Annotated in this window: 20 protein-coding genes; 2 read left to right on the forward strand and 18 right to left on the reverse strand. The window is 31.2% G+C overall.

Annotated elements, in window-relative coordinates; all coding sequences use genetic code 11:
* Positions 1–62: 62 nt before the first annotated feature.
* Positions 63–683: an NAD(P)H-dependent oxidoreductase gene (locus BG262_RS09675; RefSeq protein WP_070788696.1), complete on the reverse strand. Its 621-nt coding sequence runs from the start codon at positions 681–683 to the stop codon at positions 63–65.
* Between the two features lie 147 nt (positions 684–830).
* On the opposite strand from BG262_RS09675, the gene BG262_RS09680 reads away from it, so the two are divergent.
* The gene (locus BG262_RS09680) at positions 831–1,625 is read left to right on the forward strand and encodes an alpha/beta hydrolase (RefSeq protein ID WP_070788697.1); all 795 of its coding nucleotides are present in this window, start codon (positions 831–833) and stop codon (positions 1,623–1,625) included.
* 48 nt (positions 1,626–1,673) lie between these two features.
* Here BG262_RS09680 and BG262_RS09685 read toward each other — a convergent pair whose 3' ends face one another.
* The 6 genes from BG262_RS09685 to BG262_RS09710 form a co-directional block, all read right to left on the reverse strand.
* Positions 1,674–3,107: a 6-phospho-beta-glucosidase gene (locus BG262_RS09685; protein WP_070788698.1), complete on the reverse strand. Its 1,434-nt coding sequence runs from the start codon at positions 3,105–3,107 to the stop codon at positions 1,674–1,676.
* Between the two features lie 138 nt (positions 3,108–3,245).
* The gene (locus tag BG262_RS09690; protein WP_070788699.1) at positions 3,246–3,743 is read right to left on the reverse strand and encodes a ComE operon protein 2; all 498 of its coding nucleotides are present in this window, start codon (positions 3,741–3,743) and stop codon (positions 3,246–3,248) included.
* A gap of 111 nt (positions 3,744–3,854) precedes the next feature.
* On the reverse strand, positions 3,855–4,709 hold the full coding sequence (locus tag BG262_RS09695) for an aldo/keto reductase (protein ID WP_070788700.1): 855 nt from the start codon (positions 4,707–4,709) through the stop codon (positions 3,855–3,857).
* Between the two features lie 82 nt (positions 4,710–4,791).
* On the reverse strand, positions 4,792–5,568 hold the full coding sequence (locus BG262_RS09700; protein ID WP_070788701.1) for an AAC(3) family N-acetyltransferase: 777 nt from the start codon (positions 5,566–5,568) through the stop codon (positions 4,792–4,794).
* A 1-nt stretch (position 5,569) separates the two neighbouring features.
* Complete coding sequence (locus BG262_RS09705) at positions 5,570–6,070, reverse strand: AAA family ATPase (RefSeq protein ID WP_070788702.1); 501 nt, start codon at positions 6,068–6,070, stop codon at positions 5,570–5,572.
* A gap of 306 nt (positions 6,071–6,376) precedes the next feature.
* Complete coding sequence (locus BG262_RS09710) at positions 6,377–6,817, reverse strand: MarR family winged helix-turn-helix transcriptional regulator (protein ID WP_070788703.1); 441 nt, start codon at positions 6,815–6,817, stop codon at positions 6,377–6,379.
* A gap of 73 nt (positions 6,818–6,890) precedes the next feature.
* Here BG262_RS09710 and BG262_RS09715 point away from each other — a divergent pair, with 73 nt between their 5' ends.
* Complete coding sequence (locus BG262_RS09715) at positions 6,891–7,448, forward strand: NADPH-dependent FMN reductase (RefSeq protein ID WP_070788704.1); 558 nt, start codon at positions 6,891–6,893, stop codon at positions 7,446–7,448.
* Positions 7,449–7,712: 264 nt separating this feature from the next.
* Here the strand turns inward: BG262_RS09715 and BG262_RS09720 are convergent, their stop codons facing one another.
* From BG262_RS09720 to BG262_RS09765, 11 genes are all read right to left on the reverse strand, one after another.
* Positions 7,713–7,979 (reverse strand): YiaA/YiaB family inner membrane protein, encoded by a 267-nt coding sequence (locus BG262_RS09720; protein ID WP_070788705.1) that lies wholly within the window; start codon positions 7,977–7,979, stop codon positions 7,713–7,715.
* 245 nt (positions 7,980–8,224) lie between these two features.
* Entirely contained in the window at positions 8,225–8,584 is a 360-nt protein-coding gene (locus BG262_RS09725; protein WP_070788706.1) for a hypothetical protein, read from the reverse strand.
* Complete coding sequence (locus BG262_RS09730; protein WP_070788707.1) at positions 8,584–9,522, reverse strand: sensor histidine kinase; 939 nt, start codon at positions 9,520–9,522, stop codon at positions 8,584–8,586. The genes BG262_RS09725 and BG262_RS09730 overlap by 1 nt, the downstream gene beginning before the upstream one ends.
* Positions 9,523–9,543: 21 nt before the next feature.
* Complete coding sequence (locus tag BG262_RS10470) at positions 9,544–9,705, reverse strand: sporulation protein Cse60 (protein WP_075201840.1); 162 nt, start codon at positions 9,703–9,705, stop codon at positions 9,544–9,546.
* Between the two features lie 21 nt (positions 9,706–9,726).
* The gene (locus BG262_RS09735; RefSeq protein ID WP_070788708.1) at positions 9,727–10,467 is read right to left on the reverse strand and encodes an ABC-2 transporter permease family protein; all 741 of its coding nucleotides are present in this window, start codon (positions 10,465–10,467) and stop codon (positions 9,727–9,729) included.
* Position 10,468: 1 nt separating this feature from the next.
* Positions 10,469–11,206, reverse strand: a complete 738-nt coding sequence (locus BG262_RS09740) for a hypothetical protein (RefSeq protein ID WP_070788709.1) — start codon at positions 11,204–11,206, stop codon at positions 10,469–10,471.
* A gap of 10 nt (positions 11,207–11,216) precedes the next feature.
* On the reverse strand, positions 11,217–12,122 hold the full coding sequence (locus BG262_RS09745) for an ATP-binding cassette domain-containing protein (RefSeq protein WP_070788710.1): 906 nt from the start codon (positions 12,120–12,122) through the stop codon (positions 11,217–11,219).
* An 89-nt stretch (positions 12,123–12,211) separates the two neighbouring features.
* On the reverse strand, positions 12,212–12,895 hold the full coding sequence (locus BG262_RS09750; RefSeq protein WP_070788711.1) for a response regulator transcription factor: 684 nt from the start codon (positions 12,893–12,895) through the stop codon (positions 12,212–12,214).
* A gap of 157 nt (positions 12,896–13,052) precedes the next feature.
* The gene (locus BG262_RS09755; protein ID WP_070788712.1) at positions 13,053–14,753 is read right to left on the reverse strand and encodes a glycoside hydrolase family 13 protein; all 1,701 of its coding nucleotides are present in this window, start codon (positions 14,751–14,753) and stop codon (positions 13,053–13,055) included.
* Positions 14,754–15,040: 287 nt separating this feature from the next.
* Complete coding sequence (locus BG262_RS09760; RefSeq protein ID WP_070788713.1) at positions 15,041–16,384, reverse strand: MATE family efflux transporter; 1,344 nt, start codon at positions 16,382–16,384, stop codon at positions 15,041–15,043.
* 84 nt (positions 16,385–16,468) lie between these two features.
* Entirely contained in the window at positions 16,469–16,861 is a 393-nt protein-coding gene (locus BG262_RS09765) for an RrF2 family transcriptional regulator (protein ID WP_070788714.1), read from the reverse strand.
* Positions 16,862–16,921: the final 60 nt, after the last annotated feature.

Below are 16,921 nucleotides of genomic sequence, written 5' to 3' on the forward strand. Positions count from 1 at the left end.
GGTCATAAATTTATTGAATGCAAAAAAGAACTGAGATTCCCTCAATTCTTTTAAAGTTTATATTAAAATTCTTTTGCAATTGCTACAGCTTTTTCAACTGCACTGTTGATGATTTCTTCAGTACGTGCTGGATCATAATCAGCACCTTCGATGAATACTTGTTGAAGGTCATCAATACCGATGAAGTTAAAAATTGTTTTAACATATTGTGATGCTGGATCTTCTCCACCATATACACCACCATTTGCTTGAATATGAACAACTTTTTTACCATCCGCAAGTCCTACTGGTCCTTCAGCAGTATACTTGAATGTTTTACCTGCAACGTTTATAGTATCAAACCATGCTTTAAGACGAGTTGGAATATTAAGATTCCATAATCCGTTAGCAACGATAACTTTGTCAGCATTTAAAAATTGTTCTGTTGATTCATTGAAACGAGCAATTTTTGCTTGTTGATCTTCAGATAAATCAGTAAAAGCTGCACCAGATTGAAGTGCACCCCAACCAGACATGATATCTAAATCGATTTCAGGGAAATCTTCATTATATAATTCAACTACTGTTATTTCATCATTTGGATTAGTTTCTTCATAAGCTTTTAAAAATTCTTCAAAAACTTTCATTGATTTTGAGTTTTCACCATCTAATGGGTGACCTTTGATAGCAAGAACATTTGCCATGTTAATTCTCCTTAAATATTAAATTAATTTACTTGGTTATTATATTCCTAAAATTTACATATGTAAATTAAAGTGTCTTAAAAGTTTTACATTTGTTTTAAATGGCTAAAGTGATATTATTAAGAAAAAAGAAAAAAGGAGATTGATATGGCACTATTTAAAATCAGTTATTTCTCAAATTCTCTAGCTAAAGAAATGGAAATGGAAGTTATTCTCCCGCAAAAAACAGAAAATACACCAGATTGGTCGCAAGATCTACTTTCAGATTTACCAGTTCTCTATCTTCTTCACGGTATGGGTGGTAACGAAAATAATTGGTTACGTAGAACTCGGTTTGAACGTCTTATAAGAAATACAGCTCTTGCCGTAGTCATTCCAAATGGTGACTTATCCTGGTACAATAATACGACTTACGGGCTTAAATATTTTGATGCCTTAGCAATTGACCTGCCAAAAATCGTTCATGAATTTTTTCCTCAAATATCTCAAAATCCAGATAAAAACTTTATTGCTGGAGCTTCAATGGGTGGGTACGGTGCTTTCAAAACTGCACTAGCAACTAAACAGTTTGGTTATGCTGCCTCACTATCCGGTGCTCTCTTGGGAATTGAAAACAAAGAACTAAGAACATTTAGAGATGCTGAATATTGGCATGGAGTTTTTGGTGATCAGTTTGAAAATCCGAAAAATAATCTACTTGAGCTTGCTCAAAGAAAAATTAAAAACATTGATGAAATTCCTAAACTATTTGCTTGGTGTGGAAAAGAAGATTTCCTTTTTGAAGATAATGAAAACTTAGTTAATGATTTCAAAAACATCGGAATAAATATTGACTACAGAGTCAATGAAGGTACACATGATTGGTACTACTGGGATCAACAAATTGAAACAGTTTTAGAATGGCTTCCAATTGACTATGTTAAAGAAGAAAGATTAAGCTAAATTTATATATCATAAAAGTGCTGGGCTTATACCCAACACTTTTTTCTCTTATAAGTTTTCTCCATTAGATTCAATTACATCTTTATACCAGTAAAATGAATCTTTTTTAGCACGGTCAAGACTTCCTTCACCCTTGTTATCCTTATCAACATAAATGAAGCCATAACGTTTTTCCATTTCTCCAGTTCCAGCAGAAACTAGATCAATACAGCCCCAAGGGGTATATCCCATAAGATCAACACCATCTTCAACAACTGCTAATTTCATCTGTTCAATATGGGCTTTAAGATATTCAATACGATATTCATCATGTATTGAACCGTCTTCTTCTACTTTATCGTATGCTCCGAATCCATTTTCTACGATAAACATTGGTTTATTATACATATCTTGGAACCAGTTTAATGAATAGCGAAGCCCTTCAGGGTCAATTTGCCAACCCCAATCAGAAGCTTGTACATATGGGTTTTTAACTAAATCTTTTGACTCATCATAATCATAGTAAGAATCTGAACCATTATGCTTAATTGCAAATGACATGTAGTAAGAGAATCCAATATAGTCTACAGTACCATCAAGCAAGTCTTTTTTATCTTGCTCAGTAAATTCAACTGATATTCCCTTTCTTTCCCAGTTGTTCAAAATATACTGTGGATAAAATCCATGGACATGAACATCAGTAAAGTAATATCTGAGTTCCATAGCTTTCTGAGCCATTAAGATATCCTTAGGATTACAAGTTGCTGGATAAATTGGGCACATGGCAATCATGCAACCAATCTCAAAATCAGGATTAATTTCCTTAGCTATTTTCACCGCACGAGCGCTAGCCACAAGCTCATTATGCGCTGCTTGATACATTATCTCTTCACGGTTATCACCTTCTTTGTAATAAATTCCTGAGTTAGTAAATGGTGCAAAATCTTCATTATAATTAGCCTGATTATTTATTTCATTGAAGGTCATCCAGTATTTAACTTTGTCTTTGTAGCGTTTGAAACAAACTGTCGCAAAGCGAACGAAGAAATCAATGAGTTTGCGGTTCCTAAATCCACCATATTCAGTTACTAAGTGGTATGGCAACTCGAAATGCGAAAGTGTGACTACTGGCTCGATTCCGTTTTTCAGACATTCATCAAATAAATCATCATAAAATTGAAGTCCTTCTTCATTTGGTTCTGTTTCATCACCATTTGGAAAAATTCTTGTCCAGGCAATTGACGTACGGAAACACTTGAAGCCCATTTCTTTAAATAAAGCAATATCTTCCTTATATTTATGGTAGAAATCAATTGCCTCATGGTTTGGATAGTATTCTCCGTCAACAATTCCTTCAGTGATTGAACGGTAACTAGTAGATGAACCGACTGTCATAACGTCTGCAACACTAAGTCCTTTACTACCTTCTTGCCATCCTCCTTCAAGTTGATGAGCTGCTACTGCTCCGCCCCATAAAAAATCTTTTGGAAATCCTTTTGACATCATTTTCTCCTTTTTCTTTAAAAGTTTTTCATGTGTATATTATAACATGTAAGCCCTATCTTTTGTAAGAGACCTTTCCCGTAATTATCTGGCAATGTAAAAAAGACGAAACTATTAAATGATAGTTTCACCTTATTCTTAATATAAATTCCCAAATGATATATTTTCAAAGTATTTAGGATCAAGTTTTACTTGTTCAACTTCTACACCTACATGATCAATTAGTTCTTTAGCATATTCATTATTTTTATAATCATTTAGATAGTAAATCTTTTTGATTCCAGCTTGTAAAATTGCTTTTGTACAAGGAAGACAAGGAAAATGTGTGACGTAGATTTCTGCACCATCAGTTGAGACACCTAGTTTAGCACATTGCAGAATTGCGTTCATTTCTGCGTGTATGGTGCGGATACAGTGACCGTCCACAACATAACAACCTTCATCAATACAGTGACTATCCCCACTTACTGAACCGTTATATCCACCAGCAAATATTCGTCTATCTTTTACAAGTGTCGCCCCTACCTCAAGACGAGTACATGTGCTACGAAGAGAAAGCAATAAAGCTTGTGCCATAAAATATTGGTTCCATGGTATACGTTTGTCCTTTGTCTGATTTATATTGTTTTCTGCCATTTCATTCTCCCATAAATTTACCTGATTAAAAAAGTTTTAATTAATTTTAACTTTTTTATCATGGTTTGCATAGAAAAAGTTGAAATTCTTATACGAATTTCAACTTTTTAATTATTTTCTACGTTCTTCAATAAATTTAACAAACATTTCTACTGTTTCTGGTGCTTGATGATCAAAGAATAAGCTTGATTCTTGATCAATTTTTTGAATCTCCTTCATATCTTGGTCTGATAACTCAAAATCAAAAATTGAAAAATTTTCTTCCATTCTTACTTTCTTAGTTGATTTGGCAAGTGAAATAATATCTCTTTGAAGTAACCATCTAAGAATTACTTGAGCAGCAGACTTACCATATTTTTTACCAATTGAAGTCAAAATTTCATTATTGAAAATATCATTTCGACCTTCTCCAAATGGAGCCCAGGCTTCCATTTGAATTTCTTCTTTAAGCATATATTCTTGTGCTTTTATTTGTTGGTTGAAAGGATTAACTTCAACTTGATTGATTTGCGGAACTACGCTATTAAAAGCTGCAATATCTGCTAATCTATCAGGAGCAAAATTACTAACACCGATTGCTCTAATTTTGCCTTCTTTATATAATTTTTCAAGTTCATGGTAAGCAGCATAATAATCTGAAAATGGTTGATGTAAAAGAACCAAATCAATGTAGTCAACTTTTAATCTTCTCATTGAATCTAAAATCGACTGTCTTGTTATGCCTTGTCCATAATTGTCAATCCAAACTTTAGTTGTTAGGAAAATTTCTTCCCTTGGAACTTTTGTTTCAGCAAGGGCATACCCAACTTCTTTTTCATTAAAGTATGACTGAGCAGTATCTATTAGTCTATACCCAACTTCTAATGCATCAAGAACTGCTTGTTTACAATCTTCTTTAGGGATTTGATATACACCAAATCCTGCCATTGGCATTTCAATTCCATTGTTTAATTTTGCATATTCCATGTTTCTTCCTCCATTGTCAGTTTACATATCTACACAGTATATAATACTCCCTAACAATATTTGGTCAAATTATTACTACGAATCATTTCCTATTTTCTTCAATCCAACTTACTGCAAAATCTATTAGTTCTCTTTGATTCATACATTTTACAATAGCATTGCCAATTTTTGTTTGATTAACAGAATGTTCTTTTTCAAAAGCATTTCCAATTTGAATAAAGTCATCACCATCTACAAAAAGAGTTTCGTAATCGACCCATTGCCTTTCTCCATTTACATTCATTACGCTACTATTGATTTCGGTTTTCTTACTTGGATAGTTTGCTAGTTCATCAGCCAAATGGATTGAGGTATTTTTATCATAGTCTACCCCAAGCAAAATTATCTTCCCATTTAACTCATATAATTTTCCTAAAGGAGAGGTCTTTCCGAAAATATCACTTAAATCATGATTTTCTATCAAATACTCTGCATTCATACCATTTGCAGAAAAAGAGCGTGCTGGATGATCGCTCCTAAAAGTTCCAGGCCAAGTACGAAACATTTCTGCAACTAGCCCCATTGTGTTTGTTGGAGTTATATACTTATCATAAGCGGGCAAATTTTCTCTTAAAATATCCCAATCAACTCTCTCTACTTCGTAATGAACGCCAGAATTAGGATCAAGATTTTTCCAACTCTGTGTTGGCATTAAGACTGTACCATTACCACCTACAGTTTCAAGCAGAGCCTCTATTACTGTCTGAGCACCACCACAAATATAGCCCATTTTACTCATTGAAGCATGTACGATTACATTATCACCTTTTCTTAATCCTAGTTCTTCAAAATGTTTAAGCAAATCAATCTTGGTTATCATTTTAATCACCTTTTGTATTTCGAATTATTAACTGCAAAACCTCATCCTGACTTTGATTCTCACTTATTATAATTTCTTTAGGAAAATTTAGTCTGTCTTGTTCTAACCACCATGACTTCATTTCTTTCTCACCAAATTCTTTTGCCTTGTCTCGCCCACTATGGCGTTTGAGCGTTTCCTCAAATGAAATATCGAAATAAAAGGATGAAACATTTCCGTTAAATAAATCATATAATTCTTCAAACATCTGTTTATATCTGGCTGTTGAAAATATACCTTCAATAATCACATATTCAAAATTTTTGTTGCCATATTTTGCCATTTCAGATATTAAAGCAAGCGAAGGATTATTTGGTAAATCATCAACTGCTAAGATTTCTCTTCTTACCATATCCTGTGATATTAACATGGCACTTCCTTTTGGTAATGATGATAGTAATTTTTTGGCAGTAGTGGTTTTGCCGCTGCCAGAATTTCCTTTTAAAATTATGAGTTTTGACATTAATTTGCACCTCTCTGAATTTTATAAATATTATGCCACTACGATGTCCATGACATCATCTCGGTAAAACCTCGAATGTCAGTGGCACTGCCGGAATTTCTTTTTTAAATTATGAGTTTTGACATCAATTATTACTTTCTGAAGTTCAAATTTATTCTGTCACTTCGTTGTCCATGAAACTAAAACAAGCAGAGCTTGTAAGTTTCAGTGGCACTGCCGGAATTTCCTTTTAAAATTATGAGTTTTGACATTATTTTACTCCTATCTGAAGTTTGAATTCGTTCTGTCACTTCAAAATCCATGAAACTACTCTTCACTTGCTGTATTTACTGAATCTACAAGTAATTCTAAGGATTGTTTTATTTGCTCAAGTTGATTGTCATCTAAATTTGCGAATGCTTTATTTAGTGCTTTTTCCCTTTCTTCTAATATTTGCTGATAAATTTTTTGCCCAGTTTTAGATAAGCTAATTTCTCTAACTCGCATATCCTCCTGAGATTCTTGGGAAATTAATAATCCTTCGTTCTCAAACTTATCAATCTGTCTACTCACTGAAGAATGGTTTTTCCCCAATTGTCCAGCTAGTTGACCAACAGTGGTTTTACCCATCTTTCCAATCCTCATAATAATTGGCATAAGATTAGGACTTTCTTTAATCTTTAAATTCTTTAATAGTATATTGTCGTTCTTCGGGTCGTTAAAAAAGTTTACTAGTTCAAATAGTAAATTAAATATCTGATCGTTCATACTTGTTATTATACCACTTTAATGATATTATTTAAGTGCAAATTGCACATAAATTGAAAATGGAGATAATAATATGACCAACAAAAAGATCGGAATTATTTTAGGTACTAATAGGCCAAAAAGAATTGGGCTGGATATTGCCAATTGGGTTCAATCAACGATGAAACATGAAAAACTTCAATTAGATATAATTGATTTGGCGAAAGTAAACTTACCTTTTTTAGACGAGCCAGATATTCCTGCCCATGGAAATTATCAAAACCAACATACAAAGGATTGGAGTGAGTTAATCAAATCTTATGATGGTTTTGTACTATTGTTCCCGCAATATAATTGGGGCTACCCAGCTGTATTGAAGAATGCGCTTGATTATTTATATAGTGAATGGGATAAGAAACCTGTTAGCATTATCGTTTATGGTGGTCATGGTGGCTTCCAAGGTTTGATATCTATGAAGTTGGTTACTCAAGGGCTGGGAATGTATAATATGTCAGTTAACCCACCACTGTCAATCTCACAAAAAATGTTTGACGAAGATGGAAAATTTATTGATATTGATAAGTCTTTTGAAATGATAAGACCTCAAGTTGAAATGGTTTCTCAAGAATTTGTAAATCTATTAGAGAGATAAAAAAACAGCAAACGCTGTTTTTTGCGCTTAACTTCTATTTTTTCTCAATCTCTCACAGATAACAGTGCCTACAAACATGGTACGTCTAAAAATCCCATAATATTTGTTGTAGACTAATCTACCCACTTAGTATTTAAATGCTGGTGCGTATTTTTAAAATATTGATTCATAAGAGATTAAAATTACTTACCAACAAAATAATCAGCGACAAAAAATATAAAAATAAAAGGAAGTCTATATTAAAGACTTCCTTTTACTATTTATTTATACATTATTTATATCCGAATCTTTAGTTGATGCTCTGAACATTTCATTGTAACGTTCATCATCTTCTTGATCATCTCTTGTTACTTTTGCAACAGTAAATGAAGTAGATATAAGACCAACCATACCCATTAAATAGTATCCTTTGACCATAAGAGGTTCTCTTAAAGTATAAAGACCTATTAACATAAGAGCTACAAATATACCAAATGAAACCCAAGCTAATATCTTAAATGATGAGGTATTTCTATAAACTTTCTTTTTCATAATTATCCTTCCTTATAAATAATATCTATTCTAGATACTATTTTCTACTAGCTTAAACTTTCTATTTCTTAATATTAAACCTGTTAATAAAAGAATTACTCCTGATGTAAATGTTCTTCTAGAAAAAATATTTTTTCCTATTTAGGAAGATTCTTTTTATATTTTAAACTATTTTTCATCCACATTAAACTTAAATAAGTATATCAATAATACAAATACATGTCAATGTATTTTTATAATTTCATTTATTTATTGTTATCATTCTCAATCCTAATATATGAAAATACTAAAAGTAGAGTCACAAGCAGCCCTCCAATTCTTGACAACCAAATGTTAATTGGCATTTTGGCTAATAAATTATTTCCTACAAATGACCCTATTCCTATAAAAACCAAGATTCCAAAAGTACCTATTCCTACCTTACTCTTTATACTTTCATCATACTTAAAGTATAAAAATGCTACAAAGAGTCCAACAAGTAGTCCTCCAATTCTTGACCACCAAATATTTATTGGCATCTTTTCTAATATATTATCACTTACGTATGACCCTATAAAGACACCAATAATAATTCCAAGAACATGTTTTTCAACTTTCTTATCCATTACCTAGTCTCCTTAATATTCCCTGAAAATAAGGGAAAATCAACTTCAATTTTAAATTCATTTCCAAATAAACTTGCCTTGATTTCACCGTCAGATGACTGTACAAGCTGTTTAGCAATATAAAGTCCTAAACCATTTTGCCCATCAGATCTACTCTTGTCTGCGGTATAAGTCCTATCAAAAATCTGTGAAATATCACCCTCACTAATTTTATCGGTATTGTTAGAAAAAACCACGCGCAGTTTATCTCCCACAACCATCGAACTAATATTCAAATAAGAACTCGCATAACGCAAAGAATTTTGAATGAGATTAAGAATAACCCTCTCAACCGACTTCCTATCTGCCCAAATATCATTTGAAAAATTTTCTTCGTTAACCACATCAACCTTAATATTCTTTTCTTCAAAATCCTGATGAAACATAAAAAGCAGTTCGAAGAATACCATTGAGAAATCTAGTTTTTCTAATTTTATCTGTTCATCTAATGAATCAATTTTTGACATATCGTAAAATAAATTCACAGTTGAAAGTAAATTATCAATTTTCTTTTGAATAATATCCAAATACTCAGCTTTCTTTTCTTCAGACAAATTATTTTCTGCTGAAAGCAGTTCAGAGAACCCTTTTATAGAAGTTAATGGTGTTCTAAAATCGTGTGAAATATTGGTAATTTCCTCTTTTAATTTGAGATTATTACTGCGAGAAATTCTTTGCTCTTCCTTATAAACCTTGATAATTTCATTAATCTGTGAAGCTAAGAGATTCAAATCTTTATCATTAAGACCAACTTTCAGCAAGCTATTTGATTCAAGGTCTTTTTTCATATCATCAAGTTGTTGATTCAAACTAACAACTTCTTTTTTATAGATGAAAAATCTAGCAATAATCACTGCTATTATCAATATTAAAACTATAATTATCGCTAGCTTAATCATCCTCTTCTCCTTCTTTTATAATCACAATTCTTTATAAATAATCATCGCTGAATAACCATAAATATTGGAAGAAAATTTAATATTTATGACCTCAAAATTATTTTCTTCTAAACCACTAATAAATTCATTTATTCTTCTATCTAGCCTTTTTTCACTAAGACCAATAAATGTTTTAACTCTCATTTTAAATCTCCTTATTATATTCTATATATCTTTTTTGTTGAATGACCTCATACCAACTAGGTATGAAACTACTGAAATTATTATGCCAACAATCCATGGCACTATCATCAAATAACTACTTCCATCATAAAACCGAGCAAAATTCTCAGCATACAATGTTGAAGGAAAGTAGCTAAAAATTGATAGATTTATATCTAGTGCGCTAATAAATTTATTAGCTATTTTTATTATTGATGGTAAAAATCCAATTAAAATCAGTGCTAAGGTAGGATTCCCTGCATTAATTAATAAAGCATATCCAAATACCACCATACTAAGAACTAGTGGAACAACATTAATAATAGAAATTAGATAGTTCCTAAATAATGTATCACTTGTTGGTAAGGTAACTTGAGTAAGAGTACTCACACAGAAAATACTTACAAGACAAAGTGCTACAAAGAAAATCAGACCAATCGCTAATTTACCAAAATATATGGAATTTCTCTTTGTTCCAAAAGAGATAGTATTTTTAAGATAATTATTCTTATTCTCGGTCAATAGAGCAACTATCAAGAGTCCAATAAATGATTCTAAATATGGTGAATAGATGATAAAACCATAAATGTGCCTAGCATTACCATATGGAAATCCTTCAACATTCTTAAATTGATTAAGAATCATCAAGTAAAGTAACGGAATCAATATCGTTACCAAGGCGATAATGTAGAAAGAAACTCTTCTTAGCAAAAGAAATTTTTCACTGCGCATATAATTTATCATGTTAAATATCCTTCCTCTCAAAAATCTTCAAGCTCAAAGTCAAAGCGATGACAATTATCAGCACAGACACCCACAAGGCTCCATAGCCGTAGCTTATAGATTTACTTGACTCCATCAAATTCTGGATATTTGAAATTAATATATCTGGGAAAAAGTTAAATATTTTAACATTGAAATCAAATAATGAAGAAAGCTTGATTAATGCCTTTCCAAAGCCCCCATAAAATACTAATACAATTATTAGTGTATAAATTTCATTTACTCCTAAAATATTCATGCAATAGACAATTGTAAGTGCACTAATAAGAAGAGGTAGAATTTCCAGAGCAGCAATAATTTGAAGTTTCAAATCAAAATCCGCAGATGTTGCTACTGAGATGATAATCAAAGTTGTTGATATTAGTATTAATAGATAAATCAAAATAAAAGAGCTTAGGGCGACAATATATTTTGCCCAGAAGATATCTTTACGACTTATCCCATAAGCAACTGAGTTTTTTAATATTTTCAGTTCCTTACCAGTCACTAAACCACTTAGAAGAACTGCAAAAATTATTGCAAGAATTGGAGTAGCAAGAAATGTACCGTAATATTGAAACTGCCTTTGATTTGGGTCTTTAATAATAGAAGCAATGCTTAATAATGCTAGGTTTACTAAGATCCATGCTCCACCAAGAAATATGTAGAAGCTTTTCTTGTGTAAGATATTATAAATCTCACTCTTGAGGTAATTTTTCATTGTAAACTCCTCAACCTTCTACTAATTTTAAGAAATAATCTTCAAGGGAAACATTTTCTACAGCAATTTCCTTAACCTCAACTCCATTTTTCATTAAGAGCTGATTTAAGCTAGCACTTTCTTCCAAGTGATTTTCTACTCGAATCCAATCTCCATCTAAAACTGTAAGAATAATATCTGTAAAACTTTCTTCCAAGCTTTGTAGTGCCTTTGAAGGATTATTAACTTGAATTTTAATCTGTTTACGGCATTTTTCATCAAGCTCTTTTTTAGATATGTCTTCGACAATTTTACCCTTGTTTATGAATATGAAGCGGTTAGAAACCAACTGCAATTCAGACAAAATATGACTAGAAATTAAGATGGTCAATCCTTCTTCCTCGTTTAAACGTAACATTAAACGTCTAATTTCATTAATTCCTTCTGCATCTAAACCATTAGTTGGTTCATCGAGAACTAAGCAGTCTGGACTAGCAAGTAAAGCAAGTGCCAGACCCAAACGTTGTTTCATTCCCATTGAAAACTGTTTGAATTTTTTCTTACCCGTATTCTTTAAGTCAACGATATCTAAGACTTCATCAATTCTCTTTTTTTCAACAACTCCTCTTTGAATACGAAAATATTCAAGATTTTGTTTGGCTGTAAAATTATCAATAAATGCTGGCTCTTCAATCATGAAGCCAATTCTCTGACGACCTTTTGAAAGTTCATTTTTCGAAAAACCAAAAAGTTCAATTTCTCCGTTGGTTGGAAGTACCTGCCCTGAAAGCATCTTAAATAGAGTGGACTTCCCTGCACCATTTTTCCCAATCAAAGCACATATATCACCTGAATTAATATCAAGATTAACCGAGTCAATCGCCTTAACTTCCTTATAAGTTTTGTCTAAATTAACAGTTTTTATAACTTTACTCATCGAAATCTCCTTTTCTTTTCCTTATGAGCTTATTTTATCCAAGAAAATCTTAAATAGCTTTAAACAAAATATAAAGATTTCATAAAGTTTTAGACCATAATAAAACCAACACCCCATACGGTTTTGATGTATTCGTCACTATTTATCTGCCCCAGCTTCTTGCGGAGGTTGGAAACATGGACACTTACAGTATTGTCATCGCCATAATAAGGACCATCCCAAACATTTTCATAGATTTCTTTCTTGCTAAAGGCATGTTCCGGCTGTCTCATAAAGAGGGTCAAAATATCAAATTCAGCATTTGTTAAAGATAAAGTTTTTCCCTGCAAACTCGCTTCTCTTTTTTCTGTATCCATCTGTAAATCTCGCCAGTGGATTAGCTTCTTACCCTTTGGAGAAATGCTTGCTCCGTGCCTTAGTTGTACCTCAACCCGACCTAGTACTTCCTCACTATTGAATGGTTTAGTGATATAATCATCTGCACCAAGGCGTAAAACTTTGACCTTTTCTGCAATATCTTGTTTTGCTGAAATAACCATAACAGGAGTTTGATTTCCATTAGCTCTTATCTTTTCAAGTAATTCCTCACCAGTCATTCCAGGTAGCATTAAGTCAAGCAAAATAAGGTTATAATCACTATTTTCAATTCTCAATATTCCTTCACTACCAGAATATGCTGATGTAACCTGATAATTTTCCTGTTCCAAAATACTCTTTAATAATAAATTTATTTCTTGGTCATCTTCTATTACTAAAATGCTTTTCTTTTCCATTATATATCCCTTTGTTTCATTATTTTAAGTATATTATAGCAAAAGATTAAGCAATTGATTTTATATATTTATTTTTTAATAAGCTAACATTTCAAGTAAAATAAAAGACTATAATTCAAAATATTCATGAATCATAATCTTTTCCTTAAATAGAGTACTAATACTTACTAATTACATATCCTTGAGCTTTTAAAGTATTCTTATCTTTATCAAATTCATTACTACTCAAAATGTTATCTATACTAATTTCCTTAACCTCATCACCATTATTTATCACTAATTCAATTGTATCTTCATTAAATGTTCTCTTTATTAATAGCAAATCTTCATTGTAATCAATGTTTATTTCGCCTTCTTTAATAATTTGGTTTGAGTGGATAGTAATTAATTCTTTTACCTTATTAAAAACTTTATTATTCCATTTTGATTCGTCCCAATCAAATCCTCGTCTTGAATCTGGATCATAGCCACCTTCCATTGCAATTTCAGTACCGTAATAAATACAAGGAATACCAATAAAAGTAAATAATAAAGCTAGGCCAGCTAATAATTTATTTTCTGATTTATCAACCTGAGTATAAAATCTATGGGTATCATGTGAATCTAATAAATTAAGGTTCATCCTATTAACTTGCCAACTATTACGCATTAAGATATTTGATAATCTTTCTGACATTCCTTTTGAATCCAATTCATCAAAAGCAAAGTAATCAAGACAGGCTTTTGTAAATGCATAATTCATAATGCTATCATATTGATCACCCATCAAATAAGGATATGCATCATGCCAATTTTCACCAATTAAAATGGCATCAAACTTTTCATTTTTAACAGCTTCCCTAAACTTTCGCCAAAATACATGTGATACTTCATCAGATACATCCAAGCGCCATCCATCAATGTCAAACTCCCTAATCCAATACTTTCCTATTTCAATTAGATGATTTTGTACATCAGTATTAGATGTATTCCACTTTGGCATGTAATTACAGCCTGCAAACATTTCATAATTATTTAATTCCATTGATGGAGCATCATCATGAGCCATAAACCAATTGAAAAATTTTGATTTACTACCATAGGCTAATACATCTTGAAACTCAACACTACTACTACTTACATGATTAAAGACTGCATCAAGAATAACCCTAATCCCATTTTCATGTGCTTCCCCAATAAATTTTTTCAATTGAAGTTTCTCTCCGAATTGAGGGTCAATAGTATAATAGTCATCTATATCATATTTATGGTTACTTATTGATTGAAAAATTGGAGTTAAGTAGATAACATTGATTCCTAAACCTTTTAAATATGAAATCTTCTTGCGAATTCCTTCTATATCCCCACCAGCAAAGTTTTTGGGTGTAGGTATCTCATTCCAATCCATATCAATATATGAATCGTCTTTCTCCATATCGCCTCGGTTAAACCTATCTACAAATATTTGATAAAATACTGCATCTTTAGTCCAAGGAATTAACGGTAAAATATCAGCATCGTTTATATATGGCATTTGGAAACAATTATAAAAACTATTGTCAAAATTATATGTTGAAGACAGGCCATCTTCACAAAAATAATATATTTGATCATTTTCAGTTATTTGAAAAATATATGCTAATCTAACATCATCTAAAACTAGCTTATGTTCAAAATATGAATAAAGATTATCAGTATATCTTATTTCAATATCAGTATATTCTTGAAACTGTTGAAAACCATATTTAGGTCCATGAACCAGTTTGACTTTTATATCTGAATCTTCTTTTGCAATTCTAAATCTTATTATTAGTTCATTTTTTGATATAGGAAAACAATATCTTGAATCAGGTATGTGTGTCATTGCTGCAATATTCATTTTTTCTCCTTAAATAACTAGTAAAATTTAATAATCTAAAAAATAATAATTTTTCTACGTTGAATACATGTAAATATAAGTTCAAGGTAATATTACCACATCAATTATTTTTGTGCAATCGCTTTCTTAAGTTTTTGTATAATTAATATTTATATTTAATAGTAATATAAAGAACTAAAGATAATATAAAAATTCTCCTTAACATAAATCCATAACAATTTAAACAATCGTTTGCTTAAAATAGAAGTAAAACTGCTTATTCAAAGTACGAATAAACAGTTAAAAAATTATTTAATATTACTTACAAAAAATTTTTTCAATAATATAAAGTTTAGGATGAAAATTAAGCATTCAGATGTAGGTTGGCTAAGCCATAAGCCATTATTCCCTAAAAATAATGGAAGTGACATGATTAGTACTGGATAGATGATCAACTGTCTCAATATATTAGAGGCAGTAGCAAATTTTGCCTTTCCAATCAATGATAAAATCATAGGAACCATTGAATTAAAGGCAACTAAAGGTAAAAGAAGATTGTAAAGTCTTAAACCATTTGCAGATATTGCCCTAAGATTTGCATCAGTTGAAAATATTGATACCATTTGACTTGAGAAAAATTGGATGGCTATCCAAGCAATAACTAAAAATAAGCTCGCAAATTTCAAAGAATTAAAGAAAGTTTTATTAACTCTTTCTGAATTTTTTTGTGCCACATTGTAAGATAAAATTGGCATTATTCCTTGATTAATTCCACTTACAACCATCATTATGAGCATTGTTATAGATGATATTGTTGCCATTGCACCAATATATAATACCCCTCCATAATTTTGAAAGGCAAAATTTGATATAACCTGTGATATAGAAATAGACAGTTGTGTGAACATTGGTACCATTCCAACAGAAAAAATTCCTGAAATAATAATTTTATCTAATCTAAAATCATTTCTTTTAGCTTTTATGATAGATTTTGATCTATTCATATAAATTAAGCTAATAAGCATTACTAGAATTTGCGAAATAATAGTTGCCACTGCAGCTCCTTTTATTCCCCAGCCAAATGAAAACAAGAAAATCCAGTCAAGTACTATATTGAATACTGCACCCGTTAACATGATTAAAGAAGCAATATTAGGACTTCCATCTCCTCTTATTAAGACAGGTAGAGCAAAGCTAAGTATTGAAAATATTGTCCCAAGCATTAAAGTTGAAATAAAGTCGTCTGCATAACCATAAATTTCTGGTCTTATTCCAATTAAATTAAAAATTGCATCTTTAAATAAATAGTAAAAAATTGTAATTAATAATCCAGAAATTACTGAAATAGTAAGGGCATTTCCAACTACTTTTTTTGCTTTGGATTTATCAGCTTGACCTAAAGCCATGGAAATTTGTGCAAGTGAACCAAAGGCTATACAAGCTGCAACTGCCATTACTATGGTTGTTATAGGCATTGTTGCACCAATACCTGAGAGTGCTAGACCTCCTTTATGGTCTGGTAAATTTCCTATAAATGCTCTATCAATCATGACATAAGCAGCATTTATGATAAGTCCTATTATTGCAGGCATTGAGTATTTGAAAATTAATTTATTAACTGGTCCATTTCCCAGTTCTTCTACTTGATTCATTTCATCTCCTTTTATAGATATTATAGAGTTAAATTATCGCTAATTATAAATAATAAAAAGTAAAGATTAATCTCTACCTATTATTTATAAACCTTCTAATTCGGATAGTTTTTGTAATTTAAGATAATCCCACATGGCAATTTCAGCAGCTTCTAAAGTTGTATTTATAGGGCACTTATTCTCCTCATTACCACTTAGGCACTCCTTATTATCAGCTACTCCTTCTGTTGCCTTTATAACGTCAAAAAAAGTAATGTCATTAAAGTTTGCCCCAAGCTTGTAGCCACCTTTTACACCTGATACAGAACGAACTAAATTTTCTTTTGCCAGTAGGGTTAAAATTTTTGATAAATATGATGGTGAAACTTCAAATTTCTCAGCTAATTCATTTATTGTCAGATTAACCTTGTTAGCATTATTTTGCACCATGTAAGTCATGACATGTAAGCCAATATTTGTAGCTTTAGTAAACTTCATATTTTACCTTCTTTCAATTAACGATAAACACAGTCTATAATATCTTTTGAATTAAGTCAA

Source organism: Floricoccus penangensis, assembly GCF_001832885.1.
Taxonomy (GTDB): domain Bacteria; phylum Bacillota; class Bacilli; order Lactobacillales; family Streptococcaceae; genus Floricoccus; species Floricoccus penangensis.

Bases quoted from the DNA above. Each gene is read 5' to 3' on its own strand.
- BG262_RS09720 (WP_070788705.1), bottom strand. From the start codon at position 7,979: ATGAAAAAGAAAGTTTATAGAAATACCTCATCATTTAAGATATTAGCT.
- BG262_RS09735 (WP_070788708.1), bottom strand. From the start codon at position 10,467: ATGATAAATTATATGCGCAGTGAAAAATTTCTTTTGCTAAGAAGAGTT.
- BG262_RS09740 (WP_070788709.1), bottom strand. From the start codon at position 11,206: ATGAAAAATTACCTCAAGAGTGAGATTTATAATATCTTACACAAGAAA.
- BG262_RS09675 (WP_070788696.1), bottom strand. From the start codon at position 683: ATGGCAAATGTTCTTGCTATCAAAGGTCACCCATTAGATGGTGAAAAC.
- BG262_RS09765 (WP_070788714.1), bottom strand. From the start codon at position 16,861: ATGAAGTTTACTAAAGCTACAAATATTGGCTTACATGTCATGACTTAC.
- BG262_RS09750 (WP_070788711.1), bottom strand. From the start codon at position 12,895: ATGGAAAAGAAAAGCATTTTAGTAATAGAAGATGACCAAGAAATAAAT.
- BG262_RS09695 (WP_070788700.1), bottom strand. From the start codon at position 4,709: ATGGAATATGCAAAATTAAACAATGGAATTGAAATGCCAATGGCAGGA.
- BG262_RS09710 (WP_070788703.1), bottom strand. From the start codon at position 6,817: ATGAACGATCAGATATTTAATTTACTATTTGAACTAGTAAACTTTTTT.
- BG262_RS09745 (WP_070788710.1), bottom strand. From the start codon at position 12,122: ATGAGTAAAGTTATAAAAACTGTTAATTTAGACAAAACTTATAAGGAA.
- BG262_RS09680 (WP_070788697.1), top strand. From the start codon at position 831: ATGGCACTATTTAAAATCAGTTATTTCTCAAATTCTCTAGCTAAAGAA.
- BG262_RS09725 (WP_070788706.1), bottom strand. From the start codon at position 8,584: ATGGATAAGAAAGTTGAAAAACATGTTCTTGGAATTATTATTGGTGTC.
- BG262_RS09700 (WP_070788701.1), bottom strand. From the start codon at position 5,568: ATGATAACCAAGATTGATTTGCTTAAACATTTTGAAGAACTAGGATTA.
- BG262_RS09760 (WP_070788713.1), bottom strand. From the start codon at position 16,384: ATGAATCAAGTAGAAGAACTGGGAAATGGACCAGTTAATAAATTAATT.
- BG262_RS09705 (WP_070788702.1), bottom strand. From the start codon at position 6,070: ATGTCAAAACTCATAATTTTAAAAGGAAATTCTGGCAGCGGCAAAACC.
- BG262_RS09715 (WP_070788704.1), top strand. From the start codon at position 6,891: ATGACCAACAAAAAGATCGGAATTATTTTAGGTACTAATAGGCCAAAA.
- BG262_RS09685 (WP_070788698.1), bottom strand. From the start codon at position 3,107: ATGTCAAAAGGATTTCCAAAAGATTTTTTATGGGGCGGAGCAGTAGCA.
- BG262_RS09755 (WP_070788712.1), bottom strand. From the start codon at position 14,753: ATGAATATTGCAGCAATGACACACATACCTGATTCAAGATATTGTTTT.
- BG262_RS09730 (WP_070788707.1), bottom strand. From the start codon at position 9,522: ATGATTAAGCTAGCGATAATTATAGTTTTAATATTGATAATAGCAGTG.
- BG262_RS10470 (WP_075201840.1), bottom strand. From the start codon at position 9,705: ATGAGAGTTAAAACATTTATTGGTCTTAGTGAAAAAAGGCTAGATAGA.
- BG262_RS09690 (WP_070788699.1), bottom strand. From the start codon at position 3,743: ATGGCAGAAAACAATATAAATCAGACAAAGGACAAACGTATACCATGG.